This window comes from Streptomyces sp. NPDC042364, from assembly GCF_056437585.1.
The window spans coordinates 91,858-104,877 of the sequence record NZ_JBWKAJ010000017.1; the positions used below are offsets into that span (position 1 = coordinate 91,858).

A 13,020-nucleotide genomic window follows, 5' to 3' on the forward strand; every position below is an offset into this window, starting at 1 on the left:
GTCAGGGGTGTCTCCGTTTCAGCCAGCCGCGCAGGCCGTGTCGCCTCTCTGACACCGGGCCCGGTGTCCCGGGGCGTTTCGGGGCACGCCTGACGTTCCTCGCCGGGTGCGGGGCCGGTTCCTTCCGGCGGGGCCTCGGCGCCAGGCGGTGCGCGCGGGCCTCGACGAGGGCCTGCCGGAGGTCCGCCCGCAGCCACTCGATCTCGTCGGGGTCGTCCGCCGTCATGATCGTGGTGGTGAGCCGGGCGGCGGGTGAGTCGGACAGGTCCTGATCGGCCCGTGCGGGCCGGTGCCGGTTGAGGTGGGCGCGCTCGTAGGGGTCCCGGACGGTCTCCGCGACCTGAACGGGGCCGAGGAGGGAGGCCGGCGCGGCGGCGCGGGCCCAGGGGTCGTCCGCCAGCCGCAGGAGAGATCCGAGATGACGCCCTCGCCAGTTCCTGGGCCGCAGATCGAGCCCCGCGTCCAGTCGGGCCCTCAGCTCTTGCGGGAGGCGGCCCGTCAGCCACTGGGCGTTGTCCTCCTCGGTCGCGAACCGCCGCAGTTCTTCCGCCAGGTAGAGCCAGACGACGGCGCGGTAGCGGTTCAGACGGAACGCGACGGGTGTGACGAACCCCAGTCGTGCGAGGCGCACGAAGCGTGTCGGCGCCACGTCCAGGATCGCGGCGGCTTCCGTGGAGCCCACGGCTTCGATCCTCGCGCGCAGTGTCTGCGGGAAGCCCTTCTCGGCACGGAGCCGGTCGATCTCGCCGCGGGTGACTCGGCGTCCTCCACCTCCCCCGTCGACGACGGTTCGTACGCATCCGAGGTGTACGGCGAGGTCGAGTTCGTGCCGCTTCAGGCCCAGTTCGCGGGCGGCGCGGCTCTGGGCCAGAGGCCGGCCGGCTGCCCCCGGAGATACCGGGGCGACGGTCGCCGCGGTGGGTGCGGCAGGTCGTGTGATGGTGTTTCGGGTCATGGTGGTTCTCCCCCGTGCGGTGCTGCGGCGCTGGTTCGCGTCGCCTCGGGAAAACCGTAGCCCGTTCACGGAAAGTCGTGGCGGGCCTGTGGATAACTTGGAACCGGGTACTGAAATCGCAGGTCAGGTGTCTCTGGTGGCGGATTGTTCGGGCTTCCGGGCGTCCACGCCGAGGTGTTCGCCGACACGGTTCACCATCAGGGTCATCTCATAGCCGATCTGACCGACGTCCGCTTCCGCGGCGCTGAGCACGCACAGGCAACTGCCCGCGCCCGCCGCTGTGACGAAGAGTATGGCGTCGTCGAACTCGATCATCGTCTGCCGTACGTCGCCGGCGCCGAAGTGGCGTCCCGAGCCCCTGGCGAGGCTGTGCAGACCGGAGGAGACCGCGGCGAGGTGCTCGGCGTCCTCACGTCTGAGCCCTGTACTGGCCGCCGTGACCAGTCCGTCGCTGGACAGCACCAGTGCGTGTCGTACGGGTTCCACGCGCTCGGTCAAATCGTCCAACAACCAACCGAGTCCCGCGTTCTGCGGCATTTTTCCTACTCCCCGTTTGCGTCGTTCCCCCTGTCGAGGAGGATTCGACGGTTCAGCCTTCCCCACCGCTGCCGCCGGGGCAAGCAGGATGGGGACATGGCAAAGAAGATGACCGACAAGGAATGGCGGGCCTTCGTCTCCCACGGAACGCGCACCGGAAAACTGGCGACCTCCCGTGCCGACGGACGTCCTCACGTCACGCCCATCTGGTTCTTGCTGCACGGCGACGAGGTGCTCTTCAACACCGGCAAAGAAAGTGTCAAGGGACGGAATCTGGCCAGGGACGGCCGCGTGGCGCTCTGTGTGGACTCCGATCTGCCGCCGTACGACTTCGTGGTGCTGGAAGGCCGGGCGGAACTCTCCGAGGACCTCGACGAGGTGCGCCACTGGGCCGCGCGTATTGGCGCTCGCTACATGGGCGAGGAGCGGGCCGAGGAGTTCGGCGCTCGCAACGGTGTGCCGGGCGAGCTTCTCGTGCGGGTGCGCCTGGACAAGGTCCTCGCGTATTCCGGCGTTTCCGACTGACGCCGACCCCCGTTGCTCCTGTCGGTATTCGAACCCACCGGGGCGTGTCAGCTCACCGAGGCGAGCAGCCGGGCGGTGTGCATCCGCCCGGCGTACTCGACCAGGCTTATCAGTACGTGCTTGCCGGAGTCGCGGTCCCGCGCGTCGCAGAGGACCACGGGCGTTCCCTGGTCGAGATCGAGGGCGCGTGACACATCGTCGGTGCCGTAGGAACCGGCCCCGGGGAAGCAGTTGACGGCTACCACGAAAGGGATGTGCCGGTGCTCGAAGAAGTCCACCGCCGGGAAGCAGTCCTGGAGTCGTCTGGTGTCCGCCAGGACGACGGCCCCCAACGCGCCCTGGGCCAACTCGTCCCACAGGAACCAGAACCTGTCCTGCCCCGGGGTGCCGAACAGATAGAGCGAGAGTCCGGACCGGATGGTGATGCGGCCGAAGTCCATGGCCACGGTCGTGGTGGCCTTCTGCTCGACTCCGCCGGTGTCGTCCACCGGCCGGCCGGCCTCGCTCAGGCGTTCCTCGGTGCGCAACGGCGTGATCTCACTGACCGCACCCACCAGGGTGGTCTTGCCCACGCCGAAGCCGCCGGCGACAAGGACCTTCAGTGTCAGGGCGCCCGTGTCGTCGTCCGTCGTGTCGCAGTACTCGGAGGCCATCGATCACTTCTCTCGGGAGTGCTGGGCAAGATCGGCATCGGTGCCGTCGTGCGGAGTCAGCATCATGACAACTACCGCTCGACGGCGGGCAGTTGGACCGGATTTTCATGGCAACGACCGACTCGTGCGCGTTCGGTGCCCGGTTGGATGCACATGTGCGTACGGGACGGTCCCGCACCGCGGTCCATCCATACGGCAGCTCAGGGGCCGGCCAGCCGAAGGCGGCGTGGTCCAGGTGTCCCGTGGCTTCGGGACGCCAGGGCCGTTCTGATGGATCTCCGCGTGGAAGTGCTGGAATGTGGCGTAGATAGGCGCCGGAATGATCGCCTCGCGCTCGAACATGCCCGCCGTGCCCGCTCCCCCGCGGTGGGGGATCATGCGGAACATGAGCTACGACCCCACGCACGTCCAGGACTTCTTCACAGCACGGGCCGCCGACTGGGACACCCGGTTCCCCGACGACGGGCCCGCCTACGCCGCCGCCGTCGCCGAGCTCGGCCTGCGGCGGGGTGATCGTGTGCTCGACGCGGGCTGCGGCACTGGCCGGGCACTGACGCCGTTGCGGGTGGCCGTAGGCCCCTCCGGGGTCGTCCTGGGCGCCGATCTGACGCCCGCGATGCTCGATGCCGCCGTACGGGCCGGACGGCAGAGCGACGGGCAGTTGCTGCTCGCGGACGTGGCGGCGCTGCCGTTGCGTACCCAGTCCCTGGACGCGGTGTTCGCGGCAGGGCTCATCGCTCACCTTCCGGACCCCGCCGGGAATCTCCGGGAACTCGCGCGGGTGGTCCGACCGGGCGGCACACTGGCGCTCTTCCATCCGATCGGCAGGGCGGCGCTCGCAGCGCGCCAGGGACGGCAGATCACCCCGGACGATCTCCGGGCGGAGGCGAACCTCGGCCCACTGCTGGCCGGTTCGGGCTGGCACATGACGTCGTACGTCGACGAGGACAGCCGATTCCTCGCACTCGCCGTGCGCGCCGACTGACTGTAATCAGCCATACCCAGAACCCCTGGACCCTCCGATCTTACGAATGACCGGAGCAACCACCCTTGAAAGGTAGGACACCCCGTGACCTGCACTGTCCGAGGGGCGGAGCCCTCGGCACAAGCCCCGGCCCGGGGTAGACCCTCTTCTGCCGACGCGACTCCGTCTCTACGTTGAGTAGGAACATGTGAACGGTCCGTGCATACCGGGACGGGGGAAGGAAGCCCTTATGTTCGACAGGCTCCGCAAGTCCTTCGAGAGATTCCTCAGCTCGACGCGCACCGAAGCGACGACGCGGGAGGAGAAACGCACGCACAACCTGTTCGAGGCGGCCGCCGCCTACATCTCGGCGTGCGCCGACGACGACCAGGACCGGATAGACGAGGCGGTCACCTGGGTGTCACCCGAGGCGCTGTCGTTCGGGGTGAGCGAGCTGGCCTGCCGTGCGGTCATAGCGCTGGCACGCGAGCGGGACGAGTCGCCGCAGACGGTGGCCCGCTCGCTTCTGGGGCTGCCCGCCGCCTGACGGAGTGGGGATCACCGGTCGATTCGCCCCTGTCCGGCCGGACACCGCAGCTCTGGGTGGGTTTCGTCTCTCGTGACAAGCGCCCGCCGGGCGCATTAGGGTGCGCCGACGGACGAGCGAGAGCGATGGGAGGCCGGCATGGCCGGGACGGACGACAACGCCGTCGCCGCCGGGGACGACGACGCACTGTATGTGCTGACGGCGGTACTGCTCACGCCCGCGAACTTCCCGAGCGTGTTGGGGGACGACTACCCCGAGGCCTGCGCGGCACTCGGTCTCGCCCCGCTCGCCGACGGCTACGGGCTCGTCCTGGGGCAGGACGGCGACGGCGCCCGGTGGACGGTCGTGGTGGACGACGTGTCACTGGTGGCCGTGGCCATCGCCTCGTGGGACTGCGGAATGGAGTACGACCTGTCGCCCGACGAGGACTCCGTGGTGGCCGCACTGCCCGGCTGGCCCCTCGCGGTGGCCGTGGCCGCTCCCGGTGTGCCCGCTCCGCACGACCCGGACCCGGAGGTGTCGGACCGGCCGCCGCTGAGCCCGCCGGACACCACCGTCTGGGGGCCCGCCCAGCGGCGCCTCGGTGCCGACGAGATCGCGCTGCAGTGGAGCACCTGGCGCGATCAGATCGACGACTCCGCGCTCGCCGGACAGAACGGTGGGAGCGCGGCGGGGACCGGAGACACCGCTCAGCCCGGCGACCAGGGCGGTGTCCGCACGGGCATCCGCCGTGTCCTTGCGGAGGCGCGCGCCTATGTGGAGTCGCCCCCGCCCCTCGGCCGTGTGCGCTCGTCGTTCGCGCCGGGCGACGCGCGGACCCTCCGCGCCGACGGTCCCGGCTGGTCCATGGTGGCCAGGACCGACGACATCGCCTTCGTCCTTCTCGACGACGAGCCGGGCGAAGTGCTCCCGGTGGGTCGGGGCCCGGAGCTGCCCGGCCTTCTGGAGTCCCTCGACAAGATCGCGGTACGCCCCAACTGAGCCCCGGGCCCTGGCCCCTGCTCTGCCGAGTGTCGCCGGCCGATACGCGGGCCGGCGACACCCCTCAGCGCCCGAGTTCCTTGCGGCCGGCCCTGCGCAGCCTGCGCCGCTGTGAGGGGTCGAGCGTGAGGTACGCGGCCGTGGGGATCCCCAGGACTATCAGGAGATTGGCCCAGAAAGGGAACGGCAACAGGAACAGCAGGACGATCCCGATTGCCGCACCCCCTGCGACGATCTTGGTGCTCTTCGACATCTCCGTCGCCTCCTTCGCGGCCCACTGCCGCTCTCTGTCCTGAAAACGGCCGCCCGCTCCCCGGGGTTCCGGACCACGACCCTGACGCAACCCTGACTCCACCCTCGGCGCAACCCTGAGACGGCCCTGTTTCACCGACACCGCCACCCGTATCGTGACCCACGTCACCCTCGAAAGCGCCTTGGGGGCGTTTGAAGTGATGTAACCTCGGCGACTCTGAGCTGCAGTAGTCAAATTTGAGGAGTCCAGCATCCCTGTGCCCATGCATTTCGCGGTGACCTCGTACGAAGTCTCCGAGCTGGCCCGCTGCCAGGCCTCATTCGTGGCCCACGACCCGGCCCGCACCGGCCGTTTCGTCTTCCGGCGGCCCGACGGCACGGCGCCGCCTCGTGTCGCGGCGGGGTCCGCCGGGGAGTCGGCGGTCGTCCTGCCCGGCGAGGCCGGTGTCGAGCTGGTGACGGTGCCCGTCGTGTCGCTCCCGGTGAGCGCCGCTCTGCCGGTGCTGACGCGTGCGCGCGCCACGGCGGGTGCCGACAGATCGACCGTCTTCTGGGGTACCGCCGCCGTCCTGGCCCTCCACCTCGTCGCACGGGGACTCCTGTTGCCGGGTGTGACCGCCGGCGGCCATGACGCATGGCGGGTCGGCCCGCTGCGGGCGGAGGACCTGGAACGGATCCGTGAGCTGGCCGCCGCGATGCCGCCGGAGGCACATGCCCTGCCACTCGACCACACCCCGCCGCTGCGCCTGCCGGACCCCGAGCGGCTGCTGCGCGCGTTCCTCGACGCGGTCGCCGACGCACTCCCCCGTTCCCCCGCCGCGGCCCTCGCCGCGGGTGGCCCGGCCTTCGCGGCGCGGGAACCGCGGTCGGTACCCGAGCAGCGTGCCTGGGCCGCCGATGTCGCCGCCGGACACGACGCCGGCGTCCGCCTGTCGCTTCGCATGGAGGTCCCGGGTCTCGCCACGGCCGACGGTGACGGGGCGCAGCTGTCGTTCCGGGCCGTCCTCCAGGTCCACAGCGTCAGCGACCCGGCGCTGGTGGCGGACGCCTCCGCCGTGTGGACCGGCGCCGATGCCTTCGGCCCTCGCGCTCGGATGGACGCCCTGCTCGCGCTGCGCCGCGCGGCACGTGCCTGGGCTCCGCTCACGCCGATGCTCTCGGCGGCCGTGCCGGACTCGGTGGAACTCGCCGACGAGGAGGTCACCGAGCTCCTGGGCGAGGGGGCCCGGATGCTGGCCACCGCCGGCGTCGACGTGCACTGGCCCAAGGAGCTGGCGCGGACGCTGACCGCCCGCGCGGTCATCGGTCCGCCGGGCGCCGTGCAGGACCACGCGGGGACCGGGCCCGCCACGACCGGGCCCAGCGCGGGATCGTCCGACACTCCGTCGTTCCTGTCCGCCGACGCACTGCTCGCCTTCGACTGGTGGTTCACTCTGGGCGACCAGCGGCTGACCCGCGGGGAGCTGGACGTGCTGGCGGAGGCGAACCGCCCGATGGTGCGGCTGCGCGACCGGTGGGTCCTCGTGGACCCCGAGGAGATCCGCCGCGCCCGTGCGCAGCAGGACCACAAGGTGTCCCCCGTCGACGCGCTCGGCGCCGCCCTGACGGGCGCCACCGAGGTCGACGGCCGGATGGTCGACGTACGGCCCACGGGGTGGCTGGCGACGCTGCGGGAGCGGCTGTCGGACCCGGAGGGGCAGGAGCCGGTGGGGCAGCCGTCCGGGCTCGCCGCGACGTTGCGCGACTACCAGCTGCGGGGACTCAACTGGCTGGCCCGGATGACGTCTCTCGGACTGGGCGGCTGCCTGGCGGACGACATGGGCCTGGGCAAGACGATCACACTGATCGCCCTGCATCTGCACCGGCAGTCCGACGCCTCCTCCGCGGGCCCCACGCTCGTCGTCTGCCCGGCCTCGCTGATGGGCAACTGGCAACGTGAGATCGAGAGGTTCGCGCCCGGCGTCGCGGTGCGCCGCTTCCACGGAGCCGGGCGCACCGTGGACGGGCTGGCGGACGGGGAGTTCGTCCTCACCACATACGGCACGATGCGGCTCGACGCGCCGCGGCTCGGCGACGTGCCCTGGGGCATGGTCGTGGCGGACGAGGCACAGCACGTGAAGAACCCGTACTCGGCCACGGCGAAGGAACTGCGCACCATCGGCGCACGCGCACGCGTGGCGCTCACGGGCACGCCGGTGGAGAACAACCTGTCCGAGCTGTGGGCGATCCTCGACTGGACGACCCCGGGGCTGCTCGGCAGGCTCGGCACCTTCCGTACCCGGTACGCGCAGGCGGTCGAGGGCGGCCGCGATCCCGCCGCCGCGGAGCGGCTGGCCCGTCTCGTACGGCCGTTCCTGCTGCGGCGCCGCAAGTCGGACCCGGGCATCGCACCGGAGCTGCCGCCGAAGACGGAGACGGACCGCGCCGTGTCGCTCACCAGGGAGCAGGTGGGCCTGTACGAGGCGCTGGTCCGCGAGACCATGACGGAGATCTCCGCGGCCGACGGCATGGAACGGCGCGGCCTGATCGTGAAGCTGCTCACCGGGCTCAAGCAGATCTGCAATCACCCCGCGCAGTTCCTGAAGGAGGAGCGTCCACGGATCGTCGGCAGATCGGGGAAGCTGGAGCTGCTGGACGAGTTGCTGGACACCATCCTCTCCGAGGGAGCGAGCGTTCTGGTGTTCACCCAGTACGTGGGGATGGCGAGGCTCCTGGAGCGCCATCTCGCGGCGCGTGGGGTGCCCACGCGGTTCCTGCACGGCGGCACACCGATCCCGGAGCGCGAGGCGATGGTCGAGAGCTTCCAGGAAGGTGGAGTACCCGTCTTCCTGCTGTCCTTGAAGGCGGCCGGCACGGGTCTGAACCTGACGCGGGCGGAGCACGTCGTGCACTACGACCGCTGGTGGAACCCGGCCGTCGAGGCCCAGGCCACCGACCGGGCGTACCGCATCGGCCAGACGCGGCCGGTGCAGGTGCACCGGCTGATCACGGAGGGAACGATCGAGGACCGCATCGCGGACATGCTGGTCCGCAAGCGTGCGTTGGCGGAGGCGGTGCTGGGTTCCGGCGACACGGCTCTCACCGAGCTGTCCGACGCGGAACTGGCCGACCTGGTGGAGCTGCGAGGGGGCGCACGATGACCGGAAACACCGAACACACCGGACACACCGGACAGTGCGCAGAGCGCACGTTCGCCGCACTCGCGCCGGTGCACGGGCGGGGATTCGCGCAGACGTGGTGGGGCATGGCCTGGTTGAAGGCGCTGGAGGACACGGCGCTGGACTCCGCGCAGCTGAAGGCGGGGCGCAGACTCGCGCGCGCGGGAGCGGTGGGCGCCGTGTCCGTGCGCCCCGGTCGGGTCACCGCCGTGGTCCAGGACAGCGACGGCACGGCCCATCGCGCCGACGTCCTGCTCCAGGAGCTGTCCGAGGAGCACTGGGACCGTTTCCTCGGGACGGCCGTCGAGCGGTCCGGGCACATCGCCGCCCTGCTCGACCGTGAGATGCCGCCGCATCTCGTCGAGGATGCCGGGACGGCAGGGGTCGACCTGCTGCCCGGGCTCGGCGATCTGGAGGCGGAGTGCGACTGCGGTGCCTGGGACCACTGCCGGCACACCGCTGCGCTCTGCTACCAGGTGGCGCGACTGCTCGACGGGGATCCGTTCGTCCTGTTGCTGATACGGGGGCGGGCCGAGCGCGCTCTGCTGGACGAGCTTCAGGTCCGCAGTGTCACCCCCGCGGCGGCGGGGCAGAGGGCACCGGAGAGCCCCCAGGACGGGCTGGACGCCGTCGAGGCGTACGCGGCCGGGGACATCCTGCCTCCGCTTCCCACGCCGCCCGGGTTGCCCGCTGAGCCCGGTATGCCGCCGTCCCTGGACACCGAGGTCCCGCCCGGCCCCGGTGTCGACCCGGCCGCGCTCGAGTTCCTGGCGGCGCGGACCGCCCGGGAGGCCCACCGCCTGCTGGCCGAGGCCCTGAGCGCGGGACATGATCAGCAGGCCGTGGAGGAAGAGCCGTCACCGCACCAGGACGCGGTGCGCCTTGCCTCCGGTGACCCGGAGCCGAGCGTGGCGGCACGGCTCGCGGAGGGCTCCGGGCGTGACCGGGAGGGGATGGCGCTCGCGGTCCGCGCCTGGCGGTACGGCGGCGCGGCCGGGCTGGCCGTCCTCGACGAGGAGTGGCCGGTGCGGGCGGAGGCGCTCGCACGCGCGCGTGCCGCCCTGACGGCCGCCTGGGACGAGGACGAACGGCCGCGGCTGCGCCCTGCCCACAACCGGTGGACCGTGGTCGGCGGCTCGGCCCAGCTTCGCCTGGGACGCGACGGACGATGGTGGCCGTACCGCAAGGAGCGGGGCCGTTGGGCACCGGCGGGCCCGGCCGCCCATGATCCGGCGACGGCACTGGCTTCGGTCGACGCCGAGGTGTGAACCCGCCGGGCGCGCGTGCGTGGACCTCCGGCTCATGCCGGTCCCACGCGCGCGTGCCCTGCTGAGCATCCCGCCCGGCTGCCCAGCGAACTCCCGTCCCGGTCGCCGAGCGGGATTCGTCGCTGCCCGGCCCACAGGCTTCCCCAGCCCGCCGGGCCTAAGTTCCCCGGCGGCCTGGCCTGGCTGTCGGCGGCCGAGGTGGGGCACCGGGCGCCGATGGCGAGGGGCGCTGCGCGGACCGGCCGGAGGAGAGGCCGATCCAGCCGGAGCGGTGCCGGGCTGGGCGGAGGAACCGGCTCCGGGAGCGGCAGGAGGCCCGCCGCCGCTTCGAGCGGCAGGGGCCTCCGACACCCGCGTGTGATCAGCCGCGGGCGCCCAGCAGGTGGTCCATCGCGAGCTGGTCGAGCTGCTCGAAGGCCATACCCCGGGCGGCGGCGGCCTCGGCGTCGAAGTCCTCGAACGCCTTGCGGTCCGCGAGCAGGGCCTGCAGACCGTCGGCGGCGGTCGGCTGCGCCAGCTGATCCAGGCGGGCCGCGCGCAGGGCCTCCTGAACCTGCGGGTCGGCGCGGAAGGCGGTGGCGCGCTCCTTCAGGATGAGGTAGTTGCGCATGCAGCCCGCGGCCGACGCCCACACCCCGTCGAAGTCCTCGGTGCGCGGCGGCTTGAAGTCGAAGTGCTTCGGGCCCGCGTAACCGGCGCTCTCCAGGAGGTCGACCAGCCAGAAGGCCGAGCGCAGGTCACCGGCCCCGAAGCGCAGGTCCTGGTCGTACTTGATGCCGGACTGGCCGTTGAGGTCGATGTGGAAGAGCTTGCCCGCCCACAGGGCCTGCGCGATGCCGTGCGGGAAGTTCAGCCCGGCCATCTGCTCGTGGCCGACCTCGGGGTTCACGCCGTACAGCTCCGGGCGCTCCAGGCGCTCGATGAAGGCCAGGGCGTGGCCGACCGTGGGGAGCAGGATGTCGCCGCGCGGCTCGTTCGGCTTGGGCTCGATGGCGAACTTCAGGTCGTAGCCCTGGGAGGTGACGTATTCGCCCAGGAGGTCGAAGGCCTCCTTCATGCGGTCGAGTGCCACACGGACGTCCTTGGCGGCACCGGACTCGGCACCCTCACGGCCGCCCCAGGCGACGTAGATCTTGGCGCCGAGCTCGACCGCCAGGTCGATGTTGCGGATCGTCTTGCGCAGCGCGTAGCGGCGTACGTCCCGGTCGTTGGCGGTGAAGGCGCCGTCCTTGAAGACGGGGTGCGTGAACAGGTTGGTGGTGGCCATCGGCACGGTCATGCCGGTGGTGTCCAGGGCGGCGCGGAAGCGCTTGATGTGCTCCTCGCGCTCGCTGTCCGAGGACCCGAAGGGGATCAGGTCGTCGTCGTGGAAGGTCACGCCGTAGGCGCCCAGTTCCGCCAGACGCTGCACCGTCTCGACCGGGTCGAGGGCGCGCCGGGTGGCGTCGCCGAACGGGTCCCTTCCCTGCCAGCCGACGGTCCACAGGCCGAAGGTGAACCTGTCCTCGGGGGTGGGCTGGTAGTTCATGCCGCGGCTCCTTGCGCTCCGACTATTTCGTCATGGCGATTTACAAATTAGTATGCGGACGCGTCCCGGGGAAGACAAGACGTCGACCGCCGGAGGCGTCAGCCGCGTCAGCGGCAGTCACGAGCCGCGTGAGAGGGAGAGCCCGATGTCAGCAGCCGAGGGTCCGCTCGTCGTCGGTGTGGACTCGTCCACACAGTCCACCAAGGCCCTGGTCGTCGACGCGTCGACCGGGCGGGTGGTGTCGAGCGGGCAGGCCCCGCACACCGTGTCGTCCGGCGCGGGCCGGGAGAGCGATCCGCGGCAGTGGTGGGACGCGCTGTGCGAGGCGCTGCGCCAGTGCGGTGAGCCCGCGCGTGAGGCCGCCGCGGTCTCGATCGGCGGCCAGCAGCACGGCCTGGTCACCCTCGACACCCGGGGCGAGCCGGTACGCCCCGCGCTGCTGTGGAACGACGTGCGCTCCGCGCCGCAGGTGCGCCGGCTGGTGGCGGAGCTGGGCGGACCCAAGGCCTGGGCCGACCGTACCGGAAGCGTCCCGGGCACCTCCTTCACCGTCACGAAGTGGGCCTGGCTCGCCGAGAACGAGCCCGAGGCGGTCCGCGCGACCGCCGCCGTGCGACTGCCGCACGACTATCTGACCGAGCGCCTCACGGGCCAGGGCACGACCGACCGCGGTGACGCCTCCGGCACGGGCTGGTGGGCCTCGGGGACCGAGGCGTACGACGAGGAGGTCCTCGCCCATGTGGGTCTGGACCCGGCGCTGCTGCCCCGTGTGGTGCGGCCCGGCGAGGTGGCCGGGACCGTGCGGGACGCCCACGACCTGCCTTTCGCCAGGGGCACCCTCGTCGCCCCTGGTACCGGTGACAACGCGGCCGCCGCGCTGGGCCTCGGTCTGCGGCCCGGCGCACCGGTGCTCAGCCTCGGCACGTCCGGCACGGTGTACGCCGTCTCGAAGCACCGTCCCGCCGATCCGACCGGCACGGTGGCGGGCTTCGCCGACGCGCACGGGGACTGGCTGCCGCTGGCGTGCACCCTGAACTGCACCCAGGCCGTCGACCGTGTCGCCGCGCTGCTGGGCCTGGACCGTGAAGCCGTGGAACCCGGCGCGAGCGTCACCCTCCTGCCCTATCTGGACGGCGAACGCACCCCCGCCCTCCCCCACGCCTCCGGCCTCCTGCACGGGCTGCGGCACGACACGACCGGCGGGCAGCTCCTCCAGGCCGCCTACGACGGAGCCGTCCACTCGCTGCTCGGCGCCCTCGACCTGGTGCTCGATGCGGACGCGGACCCCTCGGCTCCGCTGCTGCTGATCGGCGGGGGCGCGCGGGGCACGGCGTGGCAGCAGACCGTGCGCCGGCTGTCGGGGCGCGCGGTGCAGGTCCCGGAGGCCAAGGAGCTGGTCGCCCTGGGCGCCGCCGCACAGGCCGCCGGACTGCTCACCGGCGAGGACCCGGCCGCGGTCGCCCGCCGCTGGGACACCGCCCGCGGGCCGGTGTTGGAGGCGGTGGAGCGGGACGAGGAGACACTGGCCAGGATCTCCGGGGTACTCTCCGACGCGGCGCCGCTGCTGGAGCGCGAGCCGGGCGGCAGCTGACGAAGGAAGGGGTGCCTGACGTGGGGGAATCGGCTTCCGGCATGATCTGAAGAGCATCCGC

Annotated in this window: 12 protein-coding genes; 7 read left to right on the forward strand and 5 right to left on the reverse strand. The window is 71.9% G+C overall.

The genetic code is table 11. From position 1 onward, the window contains the following. Position 1: 1 nt before the first annotated feature. Positions 2-955, reverse strand: coding sequence for a DUF6397 family protein (locus AC067N_RS28705; protein WP_478681777.1), 954 nt, complete (start codon positions 953-955; stop codon positions 2-4). A 123-nt stretch (positions 956-1,078) separates the two neighbouring features. Continuing rightward, positions 1,079-1,492, reverse strand: coding sequence for a roadblock/LC7 domain-containing protein (locus tag AC067N_RS28710; RefSeq protein ID WP_478681778.1), 414 nt, complete (start codon positions 1,490-1,492; stop codon positions 1,079-1,081). A 96-nt stretch (positions 1,493-1,588) separates the two neighbouring features. Here AC067N_RS28710 and AC067N_RS28715 point away from each other — a divergent pair, with 96 nt between their 5' ends. Continuing rightward, positions 1,589-2,017, forward strand: a complete 429-nt coding sequence (locus AC067N_RS28715) for a PPOX class F420-dependent oxidoreductase (protein WP_478681779.1) — start codon at positions 1,589-1,591, stop codon at positions 2,015-2,017. Positions 2,018-2,064: 47 nt separating this feature from the next. On the opposite strand, the gene AC067N_RS28720 is transcribed toward AC067N_RS28715, so the two are convergent. Next, on the reverse strand, positions 2,065-2,670 hold the full coding sequence (locus AC067N_RS28720; protein ID WP_478681780.1) for a GTP-binding protein: 606 nt from the start codon (positions 2,668-2,670) through the stop codon (positions 2,065-2,067). Positions 2,671-3,055: 385 nt separating this feature from the next. Here AC067N_RS28720 and AC067N_RS28725 point away from each other — a divergent pair, with 385 nt between their 5' ends. From AC067N_RS28725 to AC067N_RS28735, 3 genes are all read left to right on the forward strand, one after another. Continuing rightward, a complete protein-coding gene (locus AC067N_RS28725) occupies positions 3,056-3,655 on the forward strand; it encodes a class I SAM-dependent methyltransferase (protein WP_478681781.1) in 600 nt (199 codons plus the stop codon). Between the two features lie 229 nt (positions 3,656-3,884). Continuing rightward, positions 3,885-4,181, forward strand: coding sequence for a hypothetical protein (locus tag AC067N_RS28730; RefSeq protein WP_478681782.1), 297 nt, complete (start codon positions 3,885-3,887; stop codon positions 4,179-4,181). Between the two features lie 138 nt (positions 4,182-4,319). Beyond that, complete coding sequence (locus AC067N_RS28735) at positions 4,320-5,162, forward strand: hypothetical protein (RefSeq protein WP_478681783.1); 843 nt, start codon at positions 4,320-4,322, stop codon at positions 5,160-5,162. 64 nt (positions 5,163-5,226) lie between these two features. On the opposite strand, the gene AC067N_RS28740 is transcribed toward AC067N_RS28735, so the two are convergent. Next, positions 5,227-5,415 carry a hypothetical protein gene (locus AC067N_RS28740; protein ID WP_478681784.1) on the reverse strand — a complete coding sequence of 63 codons (189 nt, stop codon included), beginning with the start codon at positions 5,413-5,415 and terminating at the stop codon, positions 5,227-5,229. 262 nt (positions 5,416-5,677) lie between these two features. Between AC067N_RS28740 and AC067N_RS28745 the strand changes: the two genes are divergently transcribed. Both AC067N_RS28745 and AC067N_RS28750 read left to right on the forward strand, forming a co-directional pair. Further along, positions 5,678-8,554, forward strand: a complete 2,877-nt coding sequence (locus tag AC067N_RS28745; protein WP_478681831.1) for a DEAD/DEAH box helicase — start codon at positions 5,678-5,680, stop codon at positions 8,552-8,554. Then, complete coding sequence (locus AC067N_RS28750) at positions 8,551-9,840, forward strand: SWIM zinc finger family protein (protein WP_478681785.1); 1,290 nt, start codon at positions 8,551-8,553, stop codon at positions 9,838-9,840. Before AC067N_RS28745 ends, AC067N_RS28750 begins: the two co-directional genes overlap by 4 nt. A 361-nt stretch (positions 9,841-10,201) precedes the next feature. Here the strand turns inward: AC067N_RS28750 and xylA are convergent, their stop codons facing one another. Further along, positions 10,202-11,368, reverse strand: coding sequence for a xylose isomerase (gene xylA, locus AC067N_RS28755; RefSeq protein ID WP_478681786.1), 1,167 nt, complete (start codon positions 11,366-11,368; stop codon positions 10,202-10,204). 145 nt (positions 11,369-11,513) lie between these two features. On the opposite strand from xylA, the gene xylB reads away from it, so the two are divergent. Next, positions 11,514-12,959, forward strand: a complete 1,446-nt coding sequence (gene xylB / locus AC067N_RS28760) for a xylulokinase (protein WP_478681787.1) — start codon at positions 11,514-11,516, stop codon at positions 12,957-12,959. Positions 12,960-13,020 lie beyond the last annotated feature (61 nt).

Bases quoted from the DNA above. Each gene is read 5' to 3' on its own strand.
- AC067N_RS28740 (WP_478681784.1), bottom strand. From the start codon at position 5,415: ATGTCGAAGAGCACCAAGATCGTCGCAGGGGGTGCGGCAATCGGGATC.
- AC067N_RS28750 (WP_478681785.1), top strand. From the start codon at position 8,551: ATGACCGGAAACACCGAACACACCGGACACACCGGACAGTGCGCAGAG.
- AC067N_RS28705 (WP_478681777.1), bottom strand. From the start codon at position 955: ATGACCCGAAACACCATCACACGACCTGCCGCACCCACCGCGGCGACC.
- AC067N_RS28710 (WP_478681778.1), bottom strand. From the start codon at position 1,492: ATGCCGCAGAACGCGGGACTCGGTTGGTTGTTGGACGATTTGACCGAG.
- AC067N_RS28720 (WP_478681780.1), bottom strand. From the start codon at position 2,670: ATGGCCTCCGAGTACTGCGACACGACGGACGACGACACGGGCGCCCTG.
- xylB (WP_478681787.1), top strand. From the start codon at position 11,514: ATGTCAGCAGCCGAGGGTCCGCTCGTCGTCGGTGTGGACTCGTCCACA.
- AC067N_RS28745 (WP_478681831.1), top strand. From the start codon at position 5,678: ATGCATTTCGCGGTGACCTCGTACGAAGTCTCCGAGCTGGCCCGCTGC.
- xylA (WP_478681786.1), bottom strand. From the start codon at position 11,368: ATGAACTACCAGCCCACCCCCGAGGACAGGTTCACCTTCGGCCTGTGG.
- AC067N_RS28730 (WP_478681782.1), top strand. From the start codon at position 3,885: ATGTTCGACAGGCTCCGCAAGTCCTTCGAGAGATTCCTCAGCTCGACG.
- AC067N_RS28735 (WP_478681783.1), top strand. From the start codon at position 4,320: ATGGCCGGGACGGACGACAACGCCGTCGCCGCCGGGGACGACGACGCA.
- AC067N_RS28725 (WP_478681781.1), top strand. From the start codon at position 3,056: ATGAGCTACGACCCCACGCACGTCCAGGACTTCTTCACAGCACGGGCC.
- AC067N_RS28715 (WP_478681779.1), top strand. From the start codon at position 1,589: ATGGCAAAGAAGATGACCGACAAGGAATGGCGGGCCTTCGTCTCCCAC.